Raw genomic sequence first — 19,689 nt, 5'->3', positions numbered from 1 at the left:
TCAATTTAATTTTTCAATACCTTCAATGGATATATCTTTACTTTTTAAGATTCAACACTTGTTTGTCCAAATATTTTTTTCTTTATTGCTTCTCCAGTTGGCGTTCCAGCTAGACCTCCCAGTCCAGTTTCTCTCAACGATGCCGGCAAGTTACGTCCTACTCTATCCATCGCCTCTATCACTTCGTCTACTGGAATTCTACTTTTTATTCCAGCTAACGCTAAATCAGCTGAGATTAAACCATTGCCTGAACCAATAGCATTACGCATAACACAAGGTATTTCAACTAACCCTGCCACAGGGTCACAAACTAACCCTAATAAATTACTGATAGCTAATGCCATCGCATGACCACTTTCTTCAGGTGTTCCACCAAATATCTCAACTGCTGCAGCTGCTGCAATTGCTGAGGCTGATCCCACCTCTGCCTGACATCCACCAATAGCACCTGCCACACTTGCATTGTTTGCGATAATTTTGCCACATAGTGCTGCAGCAAATAAAAAATCAATCATCTGCGCTTCTGTTAAACCGTGTGTTTTTTCTAACTTGAATAATATGCCTGGTATTGTACCTGATGAACCAGCAGTTGGTGTTGCACAAATGATACCCATCGCAGCATTCACTTCATTTGTCGATATTGCACCTTTTAAAGCTTCTACCATATCATGTCCAGATAAAGCATGGTAATCTTCATTATATCGATCTAGTTTCACTGCATCATGTCCAGTATAACCTGTCACACTTTTTACACCATCTCCAGAAAGTCCTTTTTCTAAAGCTTCTCTCATAACATCAAGATTTTGTTTCATTAATGCACGAACTTCATCCCTTGAAATCCCTTTTAATTCCATCTCCTCATGAATCATCATTTCAGCAAATGTTGTGTTCTGTGCCACTGCATAATCTATAATTTCTCGCATTGAATGATACATATTGCCACTCCTCTAACAAATATATGAAAAATTTAATTCTTTATATTTCTCACGTAATTTACTTAAACTATCTATATCTAAAGCTTTATTTAGATGTAATGCCAATAAACATTTGTCATTATTAATTGTTTTAATTTCTTCATTAATATCTACTTCATACTCAATCAAGTCATTAATCAAATGGTTAATTAAAGAAATATTAGCTTCTCCATCTACAACCAAAATAGGCAATGCATGATGCATGAGGATACAAAGCCCATCCACGTGGATACTTTTAATTTTAATTGTACCTCCACCAATTGAAATACCATTAATTTCTACATGTCTTCCATTACCATCTAATTTAATTAATGCACAGTTCGGATGTTCACCCAAGCTAGCACTTGTTTCTTCTATAATTTCTATATCAATATTTTGTGCTTCCGCAAATGTGATAGCGTCTTTAATTCGCTCATCAAATGTGCTGAAACCCATTGACCCACCAATAATTGCTAAATCTGTTCCGTGACCCTTGTGCGTGGAGGCAAATGATTCATAATAATGAATCACAATCTTTTGAGGTTCAGACTGTAATACTGTTCGCGCAGCATTGCCTATTTTCACTGCACCTGCAGTGTGAGAACTAGATGGGCCCATCATAATAGGACCAATAACATCAAAAGCACTTTGATAATCTTGTTTTCTTGCCATTCTTCTCTCTCCTTAATTGGTCTGTTTTTTCATTCTAGGTAGATTGAAATTCAAGCTAGTCATATTAAATTTATTAATCATTTTTCCTATAACTAGACTTAATAAAATACTAGTAATTGATACCGTAATAATCGTAATCACAGATTTAATCGGGTCATTAAATCCAAACAATACAATAGCACCGGCAATTGGCGTCGCCATACCTGTCACATTGATTACTAATCCACTAAATGTGACGATACATGCGTTTACAACACCAATAAGTGCATTAGTACCATAGAGTTGCAAAGGATACTTCGCAATAATATCTATTTGGGTTAATGGTTCAACTGCAACAGCGAAAGCTTTGGAAGCGTTACCTATTTTTAATTGTTTAAACATAATGAAATTGACAAATGAGCTACCTGTACATGTCAGTGCACCAATCGCCATAGGCAAACCAGTTAGTCCTAATAAGCTTGTTAATACCATGGAACTAAGTGGTGTCATACCTGTAACAGGAATAATAAGACCTAAAATAATTGCTAATACATAAGGATTGTTGTCACCAACAGCTGTCACGGCACTACCAATTTGTTTTAATAAAGCGATAACACCTGGGCTCATAATACTTGCAAGAAGGAAAGAAACAGCAGGAGCAAATAAAATTACAGTTATTAAATCTAAGCCCTCTGGGACTTTTTTTTCTAAAAATTTAATAGCAAATGAAACCAAATAAGCAGCTAAAAAAGCGGGTAATAATTTAAAATCGTGAAGTACTAAACCAACGATTACAGCAAAAACTGGCGAGACACCTAATTTTAAACAAGTAAGAAAACCGACTGCTACACCACTTAAACTACCGGCTAAGTCACCAATTTCCTGCAAAAACTTAATGTCAAAGACGCCACCAATGGCATAACTTAAAAATGCTTGTGGTAAGAATGTTGCACAGGCAGCACCCGACAATGCTTGTAGCCCTTTCTTACCATAAGGTGCAAAATTTAAAAATAACGTCATAGCTAACAATACAATGAGTAGCGTTCCTACACCTAAAATAATATCCATTTCCTCAAACCTCTTTCTATTTTTCATTGATATCTATCATTTTTTATTTCCAACCACATCATAAAACTTTGTGAAAACACTTACAATGGCAAAAAACAGACTTTTATGAAATATTTGTGAATAAATTCACAAAATAATGAATTTTATATAATATAATAATCCATTTGTTATATTAAGTTAATGAATTTGAGAAAGATAATAAGTTTTCACTAAAATAACCGTTCAATAGCTGCAATAATTTGAACAAATGACTGAATTGGTACTAATATCGTAACTAAGCACTATCATTGTGTAACGAACTCCTAAATGACATAAAACAAAAACCGTCAATTTCTATTATTATTGCAATAGAAATTGACGGTTCTTTTTTAGACCAAAGTATTTATTTTACAAGTACTTAACATATGGACAGTTAAATTTAATGAAACAGTCGATTTAATTTTAAATTTTTCATTTTGATTGTTTTCCTTAACACTGACTGTCTTTACTTCTATTTTGTTAACAGAAAATTGATCCTCACTTTTAAATATTTATTATCTTGGTTTAAATGGACCCCAAGTAATTTTTTGTTTACTATCTAACGGAATGTTATCAATTGTATTCGAAACATCATCAAACCATTTTAAAAATGCAGGATTTTTGTCTAAATGCGCTTCAGCACTATCTTCGCTAATATCATGTAAATACCACGCCTTACTTTCAAATTCATATTGAATCTGTGAATATGCGAGCCGAGTTAAATTAACACTATCATATAAGCAGTTCACATGCTTCACGAGATTAGGTGCTTGTGAAATTAAACTATTTGATATTGTTCTTTTATGGGTTTGATTATCTAAATCATTCCACATTCTTAACTGGCCATCCATTTGAAAGAATATATCTATCGTAGAATCGTTTTCGTTAAATGAAATAAGAATAAATATACGTTCTGCTGTGTGATCAACGGAATTAATAGCTCCAACAACTAACTTTTGGGCCAATTTCACCCAATAGGCTTGAGCTTCTTGAGGGGTTAGTTTACTGCTAGAAGAATAAATATATTGCTCTTTAGCTTTATGATTTCCATACGTTTTCTTACCAAAAAATTTGTCAAACATGCTCAACATAACCAACCCCTTTCTATGATATGACCTTTTCATCATAAATGACACGCAGCAGAAGTTGTCAGTGATTTACTTTTTAATAAAACCTGATTTATTCAATTGTTCTAACATATCTAGTCTCTGCTTAGCACTCATAAAATTAGAAATTTGTTCTGACCACGTTTCAGTACGTTCGCCATTTGTACGGGATTCATAATATTTACTTACAGTTTCATCGTAATCTGCTAATGTTTTACGTTGCGTTTCTTTATCACTGTCATATTTATTGTGATGGAAGATATTTTCAAGTGGTAAACGTGGTTTAGGATCTCCATTTTCGTCATCTGCTGGTAAGCCTAATGCCATACCAAATAATGGGAAAGTATGCTTAGGTAAGTCTAAAATTTCACGCACACGTTCAACATCGTTTCTCAATGACCCTAAATAAACCATGCCATAACCCATGTCCTCAGCTGCAGCAGCAATATTTTGTGCAACTAATGTCGCATCTATCGTACCGACCAACAAACCTTCTGCTGATTCAAATGATATTGCCATATCTTTTTTAGTATTTTCATTAACGATTGCATGTCTGTAATAATCCATAACAAAGACAAATAAATAACCGTTTTCTACTACATAAGGTTGACCTGACACTTCTTTCAAGTCTTCTTTAACTTCAGGATCATCTATACCAATAATTGAATAAGCCTGTAAATAGCTTGACGTTGAAGCGCTTTGACCCGCTTCAATTAATTTTTTAATATGCTCCTCTGGAATAGGCTCTTGCTTAAAGTTTCTGACTGAATGGTGTTTTTTCAATAAGTTGTATACATAATCAGACATGTATTATCCGCTCCTCTTTTGTGTATGTGTCTATAGTATTTAAATGTTAACAAAGCTCACAGTGAATTGCTTGTTATTTGTTTACCCTTTTTTCACTCTTATTAAATGTTATCATCCTATTTAAATGTTGAATATTCCTAAAATATATAAACAAAATAAAACACGAATGTGATGCTTGTGTGCTTCAATTAAATAAATCATCTTGGCACATTATATATGTCAGAAATGGACACAAAAATACTTCTTAAATTTTTTCATATATTGCTATATAACCGCAAGTATATTTTCCTTTTGTAATATCTCCTGTTTTATGAATAATAGTATTCAAAATTGAAATGTTTTCCAAAACATAAATGTGGAACAATAATAATAAGGGGGTAATTCATTTGAGTAACAAAAAACAGGAACAATTAAAAAATGTAGAAAAAAACAATGACGATAAAGCAATGACGACGAATAATGGCGTTAAAGTAAGTGAAGATGAAAACACATTAACCGTTGGTGAACGTGGTCCTAGTTTATTAGAAGATTTCCATTTTAGAGAGAAAATTATGCACTTTGACCACGAGCGAATTCCTGAAAGAATCGTACATGCTCGCGGTTTTGGCGCTCACGGTGAATTTCAAGTTTACAAAGATTTATCTGAATACACTTCTGCAGACTTTTTAACACATCCTGAAAAGACTACCCCAGTGTTTGTCAGATTTTCAACTGTCCAAGGATCAAAAGGTTCTCCAGATACAGTAAGAGACGTGCGTGGTTTTGCTACAAAATTCTATACAGATGAAGGTATTTTTGATTTAGTAGGTAACGATATACCTGTTTTCTTTATACAGGACGCTATTAAATTTCCAGATTTAATTCACGCTGTTAAACCTGAACCACACAATGAAATGCCTCAAGGTGGGACTGCTCACGATACATTCTGGGACTTTTTCGCACAAAACCCAGAATCAACGCACACAACGGTTTGGGCTATGAGTGACAGAGGTATCCCTAAAAACTTTAGACAGATTGAAGGATTCGGCATCCATACCTTCCGCTTGGTTAATCGTGATGGTCAATCCTATTTCGTAAAATTTCATTGGAAGCCAGTTCACGGTTTAGAATCATTGGTATGGGATGAGGCACAAATCTTATCCGGTAAAGATATTGACTTCCATCGCAAAGATTTATATGAAGCAATTGAAAAAGGAGACTACCCTGAGTGGGAATTAGGCCTTCAAGTGATTCGACCAGAACAAGAATTTGATTTTGATTTTGACATTTTAGATCCAACAAAAATATGGCCAGAAGATGAAGTTCCAGTTGAAATTGTTGGTAAAATGACGTTAAATCAAAACGTATCTAATGTTTTTGATGAAACGGAACAAGCAGCGTTCCATCCTGGTCATATCGTGCCTGGCATTGATTTCTCTAACGATCCTCTATTACAAGGTCGTTTATTCTCATATACGGATACTCAAATATCAAGATTAGGTGGACCAAACTTTAATCAAATACCAATTAATCGACCAGTTAATGAAGTACACAATAACCAAAGAGATGCTATGCATCAAATGAATGTCCATAAAGGACAAACGGCATATCACAACAATGCATTAAACAACAACGATCCCCACACAACACCTAAAGAAGAAGGCGGCTACGAACATTATCAAGAAAAAGTTGAAGGACGTAAAATACAAAAACGTAGTGAAAGCTTTAAAGATTATTACAGCCAAGCTAAACTTTATTTGAATAGTTTAACAAAGCCTGAGTTCGACCATACCGTAGATGGATTTTCATTTGAAATTGGTAAATGTAAATCAGCTATGGTTAAACAAAATGCAGTGAATCAACTAAACAAAGTTGATCGCGCATTGGCAGAGCGCGTCGCAGCAAACGTAGGTGTTGAAGTGCCAGAAGAAAATGAAGAAGTACAAACTGATGCCAAAGATAGTAAGTTAACAATGGAAAAATTCGATATACCATTACCTGGACATTCTGTAGCAGTACTTGTGAACGGTGAGATAAATGAGGAAACATTAAAAGCATATGCCAAAACATTTGCCGACAACAAACTCAACTATGCTTTTGTAGGCAAACAACCTAAAGATATCACTAAAGATTTCGGCATAACTGAAACGTATGATACTGCACACCCTACATTATTTGATAGTGTGTTTGTAATTTCAGATGGTGCAGAATTATCACCGGATGCAGAGGCATTTGCAGAACTCACATACAAACACAACAAACCGCTAGTTGTTAATCAAGCCGCATCAGAAAAATTATCAAATGCAAAACTAGACTTGAACGCACCCGGTGTATATATTTCAGATGATGCTCAAACGATTATTCAAGCATTTGAACGCGCAAGATATTGGGACAGATAAGCATATAAAATTAAAATAATATATCCCTACAACGATATATTTAATGATACAAGCAGACGAGATAGAAATTTTTCATTGTAATTTAATTTCTATCTCGTCTTTTTTATGTGAATATGGGTAAATACTTACTAAACATTTAAAGATTCAATTTACATCAAATTGATCTGATTTCATGCTATATTTATTTCAAAAACACCTTCAAATAGGTGTTTGCAACCTCGAGTTGCACACGAGGAAACGATTAAGTGCGTGACATTACATGGTGATACCGTTAATTTCAAATAAAAGGAGTGATAACTATGGAAATTGGACCACGTATCAAAGAACAACGCGAACTCAAAAATTGGTCTCAAGACGAACTTGCTGAAATATTAAATATTTCACGTCAAAGTATTTCAAAATGGGAACTGAACAAAGTCTATCCTAGTATTGATATGTTAATAAAAATGAGCGACCTATTCGACGTCTCATTAGATGAACTCATTAAAGGAGATAAAGCATTAAAAAAGACAATTATTGAAACCTATCAACAACCAGTTTCTAATCAGAAAGATCGTCCTATGAATGTTTGGGAATTTCTATCTAACTTTTGGTGGTTATTCTTCCCTGTAGCGTTTATTATTTGGTGGATGGTACAGTCGTTTGTTTGATTATAATATTGTTCATTAATATGATTATTTCACTTTTTTCAATGAACAACTCATAAGCTATTTTAAAAACTTAGGAATAGAAATGTAGCTAATAAATTATTTGTTATGCTTCTATTCTTAAGTTTTGAGTAGCATAAACAATTCACTTTTTAAATTCTCCTAAATTCCACAACCTAAAATAATCTCTTTATGTGATTCAATCATTTCATATACACCCATACACCTATTGTTAACATGGAACAATTTAGTAAATATCAAAATGCGGTGATAATGTTTTCCAATAAATCAATATACTTTCTTTAATATTTACTTATCATTACAAGTTCCAAAAGCGGTAAATAAGTTCACAAATTTGTGATAATTTTTTATAAGCCTATCATATCAAACTTTCAATGCCTTCCTTCTCAATTCTTATGTTTAGTTGAGAATAGGAAGGCTATTTATATAGTGTGAAAGAAAATACAAATAATGTATATGCTTTCATTTTCTTATGTAGCTTAACTAGTTTTATTGTCTTCTAACACAAATAGCGAGCACGATTTAAATCAATTGTGCTTTAAAGGTACTAATGTTGACGAAACAATAGCTACATGCAATAATAGTAATTGAAAGATTAGAATTATTATAATTAAGAAATTATGATAATCTGATTAATAATATTTAAATTAACACTAAGTTATTAAATAGGAGGATGTTTTACATGTCTTTAATCAACAAGGAAATTTTACCATTTACAGCTAATGCTTATGATCCAAAGAAAGATGAGTTTTTCGAAGTTTCTGATGAAAACTTAAAAGGTTCTTGGAGTGTAGTTTGCTTCTACCCAGCAGACTTCTCATTCGTATGCCCTACTGAATTAGAAGATTTACAAAATCAGTATGATAAATTACAAGAATTAGGTGTAAACGTATATTCAGTTTCAACGGATACACACTTTGTACACAAAGCTTGGCATGATCATTCTGAAGCAATTAATAAAATTCAATATACAATGATTGGCGATCCTTCACAAACAATCACTCGTAATTTTGACGTATTAGATGAAGAGGTTGGCCTAGCTCAACGTGGTACATTTATCGTTGATCCTGATGGTGTTGTTCAAGCAGCTGAAATTAATGCGGACGGTATTGGCCGTGATGCAAGTACATTAGTACACAAAATTAAAGCAGCACAATATGTACGTCAACACCCAGGTGAAGTTTGCCCAGCTAAATGGGAAGAAGGTTCAGAAACATTACAACCTGGTCTTGACTTAGTAGGTAAAATCTAAGGAGGCATTGATTTGAATGCTTAATGATCAGCTAAAATCACAATTACAACAATTACTTCAATTAATGGAAGGTGATGTTGTACTACGCGCAAGTCTTGGTTCAGATGATAAATCGAAAGAACTAAAAGAGTTGCTAGACGAAGTTGCAGCAGCATCATCTCATATCACAATTGAAGAGAAAGACCTAAAACGTACACCAAGCTTTACAGTAGATAAACCTGACGCAGACACAGGGATTACATTTGCTGGTTTACCTATGGGTCACGAATTTAATTCACTTGTATTAGCTTTATTACAAGTCAGTGGTCGCGCACCTAAAGAAGAGCAATCTGTCATAGATCAAATTAAAGCTTTAGATCGCCCACTCAATTTTGAGACTTATATCAGTTTAACGTGTCAAAAATGCCCGGATGTCGTTCAAGCATTGAACTTAATGAGTTTATTAAATCCAAATATCACTCATACAATGATTGACGGTGCTATTTTCAGAGAGGAATCTGAAGATATTATGGCAGTGCCAGCTATCTATTTAGATGGTGAAGAATTTGGCAATGGACGCATGACTGTACAAGATATATTATCTGAACTAGGTAGTAAAGCAGACCCTTCAGAATTCAATGATAAAGATCCTTACGACGTGTTAATCGTTGGTGGTGGACCCGCAAGTGGTAGTGCCGCTATCTATACTGCACGTAAAGGATTACGCACTGGTATTGTTGCAGATCGCATTGGTGGTCAAGTCAACGATACTGCAACAATTGAAAACTTTATTACAGTTAAAGAAACGGATGGTCCTAAGTTCTCCTCTGCACTTGAAGATCATGTAAAGCAATATAATGTAGATACCATGACAGGTGTCAGAGCAAGTGATATTGAAAAAACAGACAATGGTATTATTGTCACTTTAGATAATGACGCTAAATTACAAAGTAAAACCGTGATTATTGCTACAGGTGCACGTTGGCGTAAGCTAGAAGTACCTGGTGAAGAAGCCCTTATCAATAAAGGGGTGGCATTCTGCCCGCACTGTGACGGACCTCTATTTGAAAATAAAAACGTTGCTGTTGTTGGTGGCGGTAACTCAGGTGTAGAAGCTGCAATAGACTTAGCAGGTATTGTAGAACATGTTACACTACTTGAGCGTAACGCTACCCTTAAAGCAGACGACGTATTACAAGAACGTTTAAGCTCTTTACCAAACGTTACAATTATCAAGAACGCACAAACAACTGAAGTTTTAGGTGAAGCTTCAGTGACGGGTCTTAAATATCAAGACAAATCAACTGGTGAAGACCACACTATAGAATTGGAAGGTATATTCGTACAAATCGGATTACTTCCAAATACAGAATGGTTAGATAACTATGTTGAGTTAAACCAAGCAAATGAAATAATCATTGATCGTACAAACGCTACAAGTATCCCAGGTATATTTGCTGCAGGCGATGTTACAGACGATCGTAATAAACAAATCATTATTTCAATGGGCGCTGGTGCAAATGCTGCATTAAATGCATTTGATTATATCATTCGACACTAATCACTTCCCTATTCAAATAGATGATCAAGGAGAACCAAATTTGGTTCTCCTTTTTTGTTGTTTTCATTTCTAAGGAAAAGCAGTCGTATATGGTCACACAATATGAAACGTTTTCGCTCAAAGTTTCAAACTTTGTTCAAAAGATTGTGCGTTTAACTTTACGACATCTATATCAATCAATAGCTTGAAATGATAGTCTTAGGTTATAATTTCAAAAGCACATCAATAAATATAAATTGGACTATTTTTAAAGGAGCAATACGTTTTATGAAAAAAAGTATACTTATAACATTCGTTCTCATGCTAACTGTCATACTCACAGCATGTGCTAATGAAGATTCAAATGATGATAAACAACACAGTGAAAGACATGCCCCTTCAAATGTCAAAAAAGTTACAGAAAGTAATATCTTTGCTTCTCATAAAAAAGGCGAAAATATAAGTGAAGATGAAATGAACAAAGCGATAAAAAAATATCTAGATGTTAATGCAGATATTCTCGACAATAAATATTTAATACAGTATAAATTAGATAAGCAAACCGGTACGGATACTAAAATCACAGACGCACAAGCCAAAAGATTATCTGATTTATCACACAATGCGATTAAAAACGATGTGCGATTTAAAAACTTTGTCAAGGACAATCATCTGCCTAAAGGTTATAAAGATGACGTGGATCGAATCATTAACTATTTCACTGCGTTAAACACCACGATTAAAGATGCTGATAAACAAATCGAAGAAGTAAATTATCAACCGCAAAACACGCTAAACGTTGTAGATGTATCAGCAGAACATGCAGGAAATGTAAACGGTAAACAACAAGAAAAAATCAAAAAGTTCCTTAAAGATAAAGGTATTAAAAGTGATGCAATAGATAAATAATGTATCATTCATGGTTATTCAACTACTTGAATTTGTGAACATTCTTTGAATAACTATCAAATTCATTTTCATTGATACCAAATGAAGTGCTATGCATTACAAAATGATGACAATACCAATTCCCAGCATTATAAAGCCTTTTAAGCGCTTACTTAAAGTTAAATGAATCATCTTGACTTATATTTGTAAAAAACCTTACATGATTGTAAGGTTTTTTAATATAAAATGACTTTTTTTCTCGGAGATGTATTTGTTATCCTATGTTATAAGATTGAACACAGTAAACGTAGGAGCACAGCCGAAAACTTTATAGGGAGGTTGCACTATGGTAATTACGATTTTACTAGGTGCCATGGCTGCTGTCTTCATAGCTTTTAATCTCTTTGAGAAAAAAGAAACTTATGGCGTAATTTCATATAAATCTATTGCTTTAAGCATTACTTACGTCATACTCGCAGTTATTGTTGGTAGTTTCTTAGACAATATCAACACTATATTCCAAGGATTTCACGATAGCTTAACAGCAGCAAAAAGATATTAACCTGAACTGAGCAAATAAACAGTTCAGGTTTTTTAATACGTCATTTTATCAAAGCTAAAGCTCAATTTCATAAGGTACACAATTATCAATTTGCTTATCTATCACAGATGCTTTATTTTCATAACCTAAGTATACGAAACAACATCTAATTACAACTTGATGAGCAATGATTACAACTGTATCTAAAGATGTATCTAGCTCTTGTTTAAAGAAAGTTTCTACACGTTTTAAAACATCTTCATAACTTTCTCCTTCTGGTGCTTTTTGAGTAAAGCTGTGCCTAAATGAACTGTTTGGACCGCCATTAAAATAAGTTTCAAATTGAGCATTTTGTTCAATTTCACTCACTTTTTCACCCTCAAACTGACCTAAAGAACGTTCTCTCAGTAATGTCGTTACACTAGCTGGAATATCTTTATCAAAAATTGCATTATATGTTTGTCTCGTTCTTGTTAAATCAGACAAATAAATATGATCAATTTTGACTTGATTAAAATGATGTTGTAATAATTGCGCGTCTCGAGCGCCTTTTTCAGTTAATGGAACGTCTAATTGGCCACAAAAATAGTGATTTCCTTCTTTTTTATCGTAATTGGATTTTGATTCACCATGGCGAATTAAGTATAGTTTCATATGTTTGTACTCCTTTGTATTTTTAAATAAGGTAACATTTTTGTTAGATGAAGTATAACTTCTATAATAAAATATTTATTTTTGTTACTTTAAATGTGAGGTGATAAAAATGAATGAACAACCTTTAAATTCAGATACGCAAGGTGGACGTGTCTTAGCTTCTGTAAGTTATTTCAGCATATTTTTTGCTCCAATCATATTACCTATCATCATTTGGATTTTTGCTGATAAACCAGCATCCACGCATGCTGCTAAATCTCTATTCTATCATGTCATCACATATTTAGGACCGATATTTATTATTATCGTTGCAAGTTTAGGTGGCATGATCGTCAATCAACAACATCATACAATTATGGTCATAATGATAATTTTAGGAATTATTTTAATCTTATTCACGATTTGGTATACAATTAAAAATATTTATCGTGGCGTCAAAGTATTAATTTCTGAAAGTGCTTATTTTAACCCCTAAGATAAATCATTTACTTTTGAATATTCGATAGACACAAAAACACACTAAAAAAACAGATTGGGAAAATATTGTTTCCTCAAGCTGCTTTTTTGTTAAATCTAGATTAACTACTTTTGCTAAATAATAAATTAAGCGACAGACCAATTAACACTGCACCTACCGTATAGTCAAAAATAGCTTTAATCTTTCTGTTTGCAAAAAGTAATTTAATGTATTGAAAAATATATACACAGAAAATAAACCATAATAAAATAACTGTCGTTACAATCGCGGATAACACCGCTATTTGTGTGGTAACGCCTTCGCCCGCACTTAAAAATTGCGGTAAGATACTTATGTAATAGAGTAATGCTTTTGGATTTAAAATGGTACTAAAGAAACCTTGCCTATATGAACTTAAATAGCTGATTTGTTGTGCTTTCATTTGTGTGATTGAAAAATTCATACTTTGTCGTGCGCTAATAATACTTTTGATACCTAAATATATAAGGTAACAAGCACCCAGTATTTTAATCACTAAAAACACGTAATACATATTTGCCAAAATAAAAATAATACCAAAGACCGCTAGTAGAGAATAAACAACATGGCCTGTCGTTATACCCAATGCTGCCATTGCACCATTACCTTTACCAGAAGTGATTGAATTTTTCATCACGACGAAAAAATCAGGTCCTGGGACGATAATAATCATTAAAGTAATTGTTATAAATGCGGCTAATCCTTCCATTTTCTGCACCTCCACCTTAATTATGTTATCAAGATGCACACGGTATCGCAACACGCGAAACAAATCTTTTATGATTCTGTTATGGTGATGTTCAAATAATATATGAACGAAATCCAAAATTTGGTCAATGGTCAATCATTGAAAGCCGTGAAATGGAAAAATAATTTATGTGGTATAACTCAGTTAATTTTAACTTAATAATTTCAAACCAATAGTGCTACCCAATATAACTAGAATACAAATAATTCGTTTAATATCCGTTGACTCTTTGTAAAAAAGCATACCTAAAACTGCTCCGCCAACAGCACCAATGCCAGTCCATACAGCATATGCAGTGCTCATAGGCAACTGTTTCATAGCAATAGATAATGTTAAAAAACTAATTGCAAAGAAAGTTATCATCCAACCAAGCGATTTATATTTGCGACTATGCACATAAGCATTCAAAAATGTAATACCAAGCATTTCAAATATACCTGCACAAATCAGTAAAATCCAAACCATTATGAATGCCCCCCTTCATTTGTCGTCACTAATTTCAAACTAATTACACCAAGCAACAATGTCGTTATTAAAATGATTTTCCCTGGGTTAAATGGTTGATCAAAGAATATAAAATCAGCTAGTGTAACGCCAGTTGTACCAAGTCCTACAAAGACTGCATAAGATGTCCCTACCGGTAATACTTTTGAAGCATCTATAAGTAAGTAAAAACTTAAAAATATAGCAATGACTGTCAATATCCACTCAAATACTGATGAAGCATGAGTTAAGCCAATAACCCATCCCACTTCAAAGAGTGCTGCAATCACAATTTTTAACCAATTCATAACAAAATCCTCCTTTAAGATTAAAAAAAGCCTGAGAGATAGTCATCTATACTATCTCCCAGGCTTTTATCCTTCCGTGTCACATATTAATATGTGCCTTTCTCTCGGACCGAACCAACACCATCGTTGTGGAACCCTAGAAAGGTTTATTCAATTACTGAAATCGTATCAAATTACACTTCGAACTTCAAGTTAAGATGATTCAGTTTATAATAAATTATATTAATTCTTATAAAGAAAGCGTTTTAAATTAATTTTTAAGTCAAAACTCTCTACATTTTATGTATTTTAATGTATAATAAGGATTACATTATAATAATTATAATGTAATGGCGTCGTCAATGAAACTTATTCTCAATTGAGTATTTTGATAACGGACTAAAACGATTAATAAAAGTGAGGGATTATTATGAAATTATTAAATTACAAAATGCAAAATAATGAACTCGTTGCAACTGTATTATCTGACAAGAAGCAAGTATTCAAATATACGTTTGATGTAAATACACCTGAGTATGAAATTTTAGATGTACTTGAAGAAATCAACCATTACGTTGACAATGGTCATCATCCACTGGGTTGTTCTCTATTGAAAAATTATTCACATGAGGATGTGAGTCACAATATTTTATAATCTAGATTCTCGACCAAAAAGGTGAGTATAGCTGATAGACATTAATCAGTATACTCACCTTTTAATTTTTGATTTGCATATATGGCCATACCTGTTTTTAATTTCCGAAAACCTAATTTTTGATATAACCCTTCAACGCCATGCGTTGAAATTAAATGCACGCAAGACACCTGCCCCAATTGTTTAATCATTCTACATACAAGGTCATAACCTATACCGTGATTTTGTTAGGACTGATCCACGATAACATCATAAATAGCTGCGTTAAATACACCGTCTGATAAGGCTCTAGCTAATCCTATAGCACTACCATTATGCTTTGCCACCACGATATGTGTGCTAGCATTAAAAATTGTCTTAATCTTTTCCTTATTATGCCCCATCCAACCATTCGAGTGATATATTGTTATAAAATCTTCTAAATCATTTGAGTCAAATACATAAGTATCATCTATTTTCATCTCTATCACCCCACATCATTTATGTGGATCAATCTATTTTATAACTTACTATACCCTTACATTACATAATCATTTATAATATATTTAACTCATCTGTTAATGTCACATCACACATATGATGTGCAAAGAAGGCGTTAATATAAGCAGTTAACAGGGTAAAGAGATAGTAAAGACGTTATTATTTTATCGATACAAGTAAGGAGGGACGCAAAATGTGGATTGTTTCAATATTACTCATTATCGTTGGTATTGTGTTGCTCATCATAAATAATCGTACACCTAAAAAAGAAGGTGTCGGCAAAAAACAAAGTTTAGTTAGCTTTGGTGTGGTCTGTTTAATCATCGGTATTTTCGGACTCATAGGTCAAATTATTAAATCAATTATATAAAAAAGCGCAGGGTCGTAATCCAGTTACACTAGATTACTTAACCCTGCTCTTTTTGATTAGAAACTTTTTAATATTTATTAAAAATATTTGCTTTACATATTGAATAAATCATTAAATGATTCAACCATTGTAGGATGTGTATAAATATTTTCTTTTAATACTTCATAAGATAAATGTTGGTCAATTGCTAATTTTACTAAATTAATAATTTCCTCAGATTGTAAGCCATATAAAGTAGCACCTAATATTTCACTTGTTTCTTTATTAACGACTGCTTTAAACAAACCTCTTGTATCATTGTTTATTTTATGACGCGGAATTGTGTTTACAGGTACTGCATTTTCTAAAATTTGATAACCTTGTGCTTTTGCTTCTTCTGCTGTTAAACCTACATGTGATAATGGTGGATCAATAAACACAGTGTATGGCACAGCACCGCGATTTTCGGTAGTACGTTTGCCATTACCAAACAATTGATCTTTTACAATTCTGAAGTCATCTAATGAAATATACGTGAATTGCATGCCACCTTTAACATCACCTAATGCATAAATATTTGGCACGTTGGTTTGTAAGTTTTAATTTACCTTGATTTCTCCACGTTCACCAATTTCAACATCTGTATTTTCTAAACCTAAGTCTGTATTTGGTTTACGACCAGTAGCTAACAATACCGCATCCGCTTCATAGCTTCCTTGTGTTGTGTGTACTGTTGTACCAGATGCATTATCTTCAAAACGCTCTGTATCCGCATTTAATACAAGATTAACACCTTTATTTTCAAGATCTTTTTTAACTTCTGCAACAATATCTTTATCTTCTTTAGGCATGATATCATCATGTTTCTCTAAAACAGTTACTTGTGTATCAAAGTTCGCAAACATAGAGGCAAATTCTAATGCTATATAGCCTCCACCCACAATAACTAAACGTTGAGGTTGTGTTGCCAATTCCATAATGCCAGTAGAATCATATAAATGCTTTGATGTTTCTACACCTTCGATGGATGGAATGATTGGTTGTGCACCTGTATTAATCACGATATCTTCTGCAGTAAGTGTTTCTTGTACTTCACCATTTTCATCTAATAATTCTACTTCATTATTAGACTTAAATGCTGCAGTAAAATCTAATACGTTGATATTATTATCATCTGCTAAATTATGATAATTCTTACTGTTTAGTGCATTTACTACATCGGATTTTCTAGAAAAAGCTTGTTCAAATGAACCGTGTGCTAAACCTTCATGCACAAGTGTTTTTGAAGGAATACAACCTATATTAATACATGTACCACCATACATCTTTTGCGATTTTTCAACTACAGCTACACTTTTTCCTTGGCCAGACGCAAATTTTGCTAAAGTTTTACCACCTTTACCAAATCCAATTATCAATAAATCATACTTTTTCATAATAATCCTCCTTAATCGTTTCATTTAAAACGTCTTTAATCGTTACATTTTGATAATAATTAATTAATAGCTCTTCTTCTTTTTGATGAAACTTAAACATCGTGTTGCCAATTTCTCTTGAAACTTCACAGTCACTACCAGCATCTCCAGTAAATAAACGTCCTTCTGAGCGATCTTCTTTAAACATCACAAATAGTTCAGACAAGTTAACATTTGCTGTCATATCATTAGCCTGATACCCTCCAAATTTACCTCTAGAAGTAGCTAAATAATGATGTTGATTTAACTTACGAGTTACCCTGCGTAATTGAGCCGGATTAATACAGATACGTTCCGCTAATTCATTGCTGCTAAAACGCTCATCATCATGTTTTAGCAAAAAAGTCAGTAAATGTACTGCTATATTGAATTCTAAATTCAAAGAAATCACCTTTTATCTTTAATTGAAACTTTTATAGTTACATTTAAACATATTAAACCATATCGTGCAAAATTTTTGTTTTGGTATTTGAAAAATATATAAAAAGGATTGAAAGCGTAATCAAAGTTAAACATTGCCATGCTTTCAATCCTAGTTGGATAGTTACAATAATGCACCTCTTATTTTATTGCCATATTCTAAATATGATTTCAGACAACTAAGCATATATACCCAGCCTTCTTTTTGGCCTAATAAGCGTGCTACATCATTTTCTTCTATATCTTTTTCTGTAGTAGTTACTATTGTATGATTATCATCACCATCGAATTGGATTGTTACATGATTATCGCCCCACTTAAATTGAATCATTTCATTTTCAACCATATCTTCTATTAAAATATCGATTTCAGCATGATACTCTTCATATCGTAAGGTAATTGTTTTACCCTCTTCCCAACGTTCAGAACTTGAAGAAAACCAAAATCCTCCTATATAATCTGGATTGACAAAAGCTTCAAACACTTGATCACTAGATACATTGACTTGCATTTTAGTTACTATGTCCAAAAAATTCACAACCTTTCTTCTAAAATTAAATATTTTGTAATCATTCAATCATACAAACACATCACTATGTCTTATTAAGGCATTCAGCGTGATTGACCGAACAGGAAAGACTAACCGCACATGTTAGCGTTGATCATAAATTCATAAACATGGTTATCATAAATGCTCGGTCAGTACATGTTTTATTCTCCATGCCGTCGTTATTACTTTTTCTAAAATATCCAAACTATTTCATTTTCAATTTAATAATTCACTCTATATCTTTCATACCCTAATATGTAAATTTCATTACAATGTTATTAACATAATTGTAAATAACATATAATCTATGCAGCATTAATAAATTTGTTATACTTTACTAGTCAGTAAATACTTTTGATCAGGAGTTAACGATGAAAAATATTCTAAGCACTTACGTATATTATTTAGTCATGCTTGTTATTGTTGGCATCATACTAGTTAGTCTATATTTTACATACATATGGAACAATAACCAGTCACCCAATCAAGATAAATATCAAAATTTCGCTCAATTAAAATCAGATACAGTGAAACAGCGTGATTGGCAAAGAAATGTTAAAAAAACAAATAATAAAGATATACTTATTACTGCGATACATGGTGGCGGTATAGAACCGGGCACCTCCGAATTAGCTAAAATCATTTCTAAAAAAGGAGACTTTAATTTATATAGCTTTGAAGGCTTACTAAAATCAAGTAACAAACAATTGCATATTACATCTACCAATTTTGACGATCCTAAATTGAAAGAAATGACTAATCGTTCTCAAGAATCTATCTCAATACACGGATTTCAAGGTGATAAAGATATCGTTTATATCGGGGGCCAGGATAAAAAAATGGCGCAATCCATAAAAAAAGAATTAGAAAAAGAAGGGTTTAATGTAGAAAAAAGTCCAAATAATATTAATGGCCGTTCTTCTAAAAATTTCATCAATGAAAATGACTCAGGTTCCGGAGTTCAACTGGAGATATCTACATCTATTAGAAAATCATTTTTCAAAAAAGACAATTTAAACAGAAAGACGAGAGAAAACACGAATAAATACCGAAATTCAATTTATGATTTCGCTGAAGCCGTCACTAAAGGCATTCGTTCACAAACTTAAAAATTACTTTTTTCAGTTTACTTATATCAATTGACTTGCTTTTTTTAATAATGAGTATAAAATACTCATTATTAAAATGCGAGGGACTTTAAAAATGAGACTATTAAACAAACCATTATATATGTATTTAATGT

At 32.8% G+C, this 19,689-nt stretch carries 22 protein-coding genes, 1 pseudogene and 1 riboswitch; of the genes and pseudogenes, 10 read left to right on the top strand and 13 right to left on the bottom strand.

What is annotated here, in order from left to right:
* Nucleotides 1–44: 44 nt before the first annotated feature.
* The 5 genes from sdaAA to nfsA form a co-directional block, all read right to left on the bottom strand.
* Nucleotides 45–935 (bottom strand): L-serine ammonia-lyase, iron-sulfur-dependent, subunit alpha, encoded by an 891-nt coding sequence (gene sdaAA, locus CD150_RS06100; RefSeq protein ID WP_046207051.1) that lies wholly within the window; start codon nucleotides 933–935, stop codon nucleotides 45–47.
* A gap of 12 nt (nucleotides 936–947) precedes the next feature.
* Nucleotides 948–1,625 (bottom strand): L-serine ammonia-lyase, iron-sulfur-dependent subunit beta, encoded by a 678-nt coding sequence (gene sdaAB, locus CD150_RS06095; RefSeq protein WP_073345155.1) that lies wholly within the window; start codon nucleotides 1,623–1,625, stop codon nucleotides 948–950.
* 12 nt (nucleotides 1,626–1,637) lie between these two features.
* Nucleotides 1,638–2,672 carry a PTS sugar transporter subunit IIC gene (locus CD150_RS06090; RefSeq protein ID WP_046207053.1) on the bottom strand — a complete coding sequence of 345 codons (1,035 nt, stop codon included), beginning with the start codon at nucleotides 2,670–2,672 and terminating at the stop codon, nucleotides 1,638–1,640.
* 533 nt (nucleotides 2,673–3,205) lie between these two features.
* Nucleotides 3,206–3,772, bottom strand: coding sequence for a hypothetical protein (locus tag CD150_RS06085; protein ID WP_103161434.1), 567 nt, complete (start codon nucleotides 3,770–3,772; stop codon nucleotides 3,206–3,208).
* 75 nt (nucleotides 3,773–3,847) lie between these two features.
* Nucleotides 3,848–4,603 (bottom strand): oxygen-insensitive NADPH nitroreductase, encoded by a 756-nt coding sequence (gene nfsA, locus CD150_RS06080; protein ID WP_103161432.1) that lies wholly within the window; start codon nucleotides 4,601–4,603, stop codon nucleotides 3,848–3,850.
* A gap of 386 nt (nucleotides 4,604–4,989) precedes the next feature.
* Between nfsA and CD150_RS06075 the strand changes: the two genes are divergently transcribed.
* The 6 genes from CD150_RS06075 (at nucleotide 4,990) to CD150_RS06050 (ending at nucleotide 11,870) form a co-directional block, all read left to right on the top strand.
* Nucleotides 4,990–6,981 (top strand): catalase, encoded by a 1,992-nt coding sequence (locus CD150_RS06075; RefSeq protein WP_073345160.1) that lies wholly within the window; start codon nucleotides 4,990–4,992, stop codon nucleotides 6,979–6,981.
* A gap of 299 nt (nucleotides 6,982–7,280) precedes the next feature.
* Nucleotides 7,281–7,631 (top strand): helix-turn-helix domain-containing protein, encoded by a 351-nt coding sequence (locus CD150_RS06070; protein WP_046207056.1) that lies wholly within the window; start codon nucleotides 7,281–7,283, stop codon nucleotides 7,629–7,631.
* 700 nt (nucleotides 7,632–8,331) lie between these two features.
* Nucleotides 8,332–8,901, top strand: a complete 570-nt coding sequence (gene ahpC, locus CD150_RS06065) for an alkyl hydroperoxide reductase subunit C (protein ID WP_046207057.1) — start codon at nucleotides 8,332–8,334, stop codon at nucleotides 8,899–8,901.
* Between the two features lie 16 nt (nucleotides 8,902–8,917).
* A complete protein-coding gene (gene ahpF / locus CD150_RS06060; RefSeq protein ID WP_046207058.1) occupies nucleotides 8,918–10,441 on the top strand; it encodes an alkyl hydroperoxide reductase subunit F in 1,524 nt (507 codons plus the stop codon).
* Nucleotides 10,442–10,708: 267 nt separating this feature from the next.
* Nucleotides 10,709–11,329, top strand: a complete 621-nt coding sequence (locus CD150_RS06055; RefSeq protein ID WP_064209632.1) for an NDxxF motif lipoprotein — start codon at nucleotides 10,709–10,711, stop codon at nucleotides 11,327–11,329.
* 325 nt (nucleotides 11,330–11,654) lie between these two features.
* Nucleotides 11,655–11,870, top strand: coding sequence for a hypothetical protein (locus CD150_RS06050; RefSeq protein WP_046207060.1), 216 nt, complete (start codon nucleotides 11,655–11,657; stop codon nucleotides 11,868–11,870).
* Nucleotides 11,871–11,924: 54 nt separating this feature from the next.
* On the opposite strand, the gene CD150_RS06045 is transcribed toward CD150_RS06050, so the two are convergent.
* Nucleotides 11,925–12,503, bottom strand: coding sequence for a histidine phosphatase family protein (locus CD150_RS06045; protein WP_046207061.1), 579 nt, complete (start codon nucleotides 12,501–12,503; stop codon nucleotides 11,925–11,927).
* A 109-nt stretch (nucleotides 12,504–12,612) separates the two neighbouring features.
* On the opposite strand from CD150_RS06045, the gene CD150_RS06040 reads away from it, so the two are divergent.
* Nucleotides 12,613–12,978 carry a DUF4870 domain-containing protein gene (locus CD150_RS06040; RefSeq protein ID WP_064263540.1) on the top strand — a complete coding sequence of 122 codons (366 nt, stop codon included), beginning with the start codon at nucleotides 12,613–12,615 and terminating at the stop codon, nucleotides 12,976–12,978.
* Nucleotides 12,979–13,081: 103 nt separating this feature from the next.
* Here CD150_RS06040 and CD150_RS06035 read toward each other — a convergent pair whose 3' ends face one another.
* From CD150_RS06035 to CD150_RS06025, 3 genes are all read right to left on the bottom strand, one after another.
* Nucleotides 13,082–13,708 carry a LysE family translocator gene (locus CD150_RS06035; RefSeq protein WP_046207063.1) on the bottom strand — a complete coding sequence of 209 codons (627 nt, stop codon included), beginning with the start codon at nucleotides 13,706–13,708 and terminating at the stop codon, nucleotides 13,082–13,084.
* A gap of 189 nt (nucleotides 13,709–13,897) precedes the next feature.
* Nucleotides 13,898–14,212, bottom strand: coding sequence for a DMT family transporter (locus tag CD150_RS06030; protein ID WP_073345164.1), 315 nt, complete (start codon nucleotides 14,210–14,212; stop codon nucleotides 13,898–13,900).
* Nucleotides 14,212–14,538, bottom strand: a complete 327-nt coding sequence (locus CD150_RS06025; protein WP_073345168.1) for a DMT family transporter — start codon at nucleotides 14,536–14,538, stop codon at nucleotides 14,212–14,214. Before CD150_RS06025 ends, CD150_RS06030 begins: the two co-directional genes overlap by 1 nt.
* A 53-nt stretch (nucleotides 14,539–14,591) precedes the next feature.
* Nucleotides 14,592–14,689, bottom strand: a riboswitch (guanidine-I (ykkC/yxkD leader).
* Between the two features lie 258 nt (nucleotides 14,690–14,947).
* Between CD150_RS06025 and CD150_RS06020 the strand changes: the two genes are divergently transcribed.
* Entirely contained in the window at nucleotides 14,948–15,172 is a 225-nt protein-coding gene (locus CD150_RS06020) for a hypothetical protein (RefSeq protein WP_019469882.1), read from the top strand.
* 227 nt (nucleotides 15,173–15,399) lie between these two features.
* On the opposite strand, the gene CD150_RS13910 is transcribed toward CD150_RS06020, so the two are convergent.
* Nucleotides 15,400–15,633, bottom strand: a complete 234-nt coding sequence (locus CD150_RS13910) for a hypothetical protein (RefSeq protein WP_311201885.1) — start codon at nucleotides 15,631–15,633, stop codon at nucleotides 15,400–15,402.
* A 212-nt stretch (nucleotides 15,634–15,845) separates the two neighbouring features.
* Here CD150_RS13910 and CD150_RS13370 point away from each other — a divergent pair, with 212 nt between their 5' ends.
* Nucleotides 15,846–16,022, top strand: a complete 177-nt coding sequence (locus CD150_RS13370) for a hypothetical protein (RefSeq protein WP_164987250.1) — start codon at nucleotides 15,846–15,848, stop codon at nucleotides 16,020–16,022.
* Nucleotides 16,023–16,114: 92 nt separating this feature from the next.
* On the opposite strand, the pseudogene merA reads toward CD150_RS13370, so the two are convergent.
* The 3 genes and pseudogenes from merA to CD150_RS06000 all read right to left on the bottom strand — a co-directional run bounded on the left by merA (nucleotide 16,115) and on the right by CD150_RS06000 (nucleotide 18,425).
* Nucleotides 16,115–17,437, bottom strand: a pseudogene (gene merA, locus CD150_RS06010) (hypothiocyanous acid reductase MerA).
* A complete protein-coding gene (gene hypR, locus CD150_RS06005; protein WP_046207067.1) occupies nucleotides 17,424–17,858 on the bottom strand; it encodes a redox-sensitive transcriptional regulator HypR in 435 nt (144 codons plus the stop codon). The pseudogene merA and the gene hypR overlap by 14 nt, the downstream one beginning before the upstream one ends.
* Nucleotides 17,859–18,020: 162 nt before the next feature.
* Entirely contained in the window at nucleotides 18,021–18,425 is a 405-nt protein-coding gene (locus tag CD150_RS06000) for an SRPBCC domain-containing protein (RefSeq protein WP_064209637.1), read from the bottom strand.
* 392 nt (nucleotides 18,426–18,817) lie between these two features.
* On the opposite strand from CD150_RS06000, the gene CD150_RS05995 reads away from it, so the two are divergent.
* Nucleotides 18,818–19,555, top strand: a complete 738-nt coding sequence (locus CD150_RS05995) for a poly-gamma-glutamate hydrolase family protein (RefSeq protein ID WP_046207069.1) — start codon at nucleotides 18,818–18,820, stop codon at nucleotides 19,553–19,555.
* Nucleotides 19,556–19,689: the final 134 nt, after the last annotated feature.

Origin of the sequence: Staphylococcus ureilyticus, assembly GCF_002902235.1 — a bacterium.
Classification (GTDB): domain Bacteria; phylum Bacillota; class Bacilli; order Staphylococcales; family Staphylococcaceae; genus Staphylococcus; species Staphylococcus ureilyticus.
Note: the sequence above shows the minus strand (reverse complement) of the source record. Positions and strands in the feature narration are given on the sequence as shown.

Coding starts and splice junctions, on each gene's coding strand:
- nfsA (WP_103161432.1), bottom strand. CDS start 4,603: ATGTCTGATTATGTATACAACTTATTGAAAAAACACCATTCAGTCAGA.
- CD150_RS06035 (WP_046207063.1), bottom strand. CDS start 13,708: ATGGAAGGATTAGCCGCATTTATAACAATTACTTTAATGATTATTATC.
- CD150_RS06025 (WP_073345168.1), bottom strand. CDS start 14,538: ATGAATTGGTTAAAAATTGTGATTGCAGCACTCTTTGAAGTGGGATGG.
- CD150_RS05995 (WP_046207069.1), top strand. CDS start 18,818: ATGAAAAATATTCTAAGCACTTACGTATATTATTTAGTCATGCTTGTT.
- CD150_RS06090 (WP_046207053.1), bottom strand. CDS start 2,672: ATGGATATTATTTTAGGTGTAGGAACGCTACTCATTGTATTGTTAGCT.
- CD150_RS13370 (WP_164987250.1), top strand. CDS start 15,846: ATGTGGATTGTTTCAATATTACTCATTATCGTTGGTATTGTGTTGCTC.
- CD150_RS06045 (WP_046207061.1), bottom strand. CDS start 12,503: ATGAAACTATACTTAATTCGCCATGGTGAATCAAAATCCAATTACGAT.
- ahpF (WP_046207058.1), top strand. CDS start 8,918: ATGCTTAATGATCAGCTAAAATCACAATTACAACAATTACTTCAATTA.
- CD150_RS06040 (WP_064263540.1), top strand. CDS start 12,613: ATGAATGAACAACCTTTAAATTCAGATACGCAAGGTGGACGTGTCTTA.
- CD150_RS06085 (WP_103161434.1), bottom strand. CDS start 3,772: ATGTTTGACAAATTTTTTGGTAAGAAAACGTATGGAAATCATAAAGCT.
- ahpC (WP_046207057.1), top strand. CDS start 8,332: ATGTCTTTAATCAACAAGGAAATTTTACCATTTACAGCTAATGCTTAT.
- sdaAB (WP_073345155.1), bottom strand. CDS start 1,625: ATGGCAAGAAAACAAGATTATCAAAGTGCTTTTGATGTTATTGGTCCT.
- CD150_RS06020 (WP_019469882.1), top strand. CDS start 14,948: ATGAAATTATTAAATTACAAAATGCAAAATAATGAACTCGTTGCAACT.
- CD150_RS06070 (WP_046207056.1), top strand. CDS start 7,281: ATGGAAATTGGACCACGTATCAAAGAACAACGCGAACTCAAAAATTGG.
- CD150_RS06055 (WP_064209632.1), top strand. CDS start 10,709: ATGAAAAAAAGTATACTTATAACATTCGTTCTCATGCTAACTGTCATA.
- CD150_RS13910 (WP_311201885.1), bottom strand. CDS start 15,633: ATGAAAATAGATGATACTTATGTATTTGACTCAAATGATTTAGAAGAT.
- CD150_RS06030 (WP_073345164.1), bottom strand. CDS start 14,212: ATGGTTTGGATTTTACTGATTTGTGCAGGTATATTTGAAATGCTTGGT.
- sdaAA (WP_046207051.1), bottom strand. CDS start 935: ATGTATCATTCAATGCGAGAAATTATAGATTATGCAGTGGCACAGAAC.
- CD150_RS06050 (WP_046207060.1), top strand. CDS start 11,655: ATGGTAATTACGATTTTACTAGGTGCCATGGCTGCTGTCTTCATAGCT.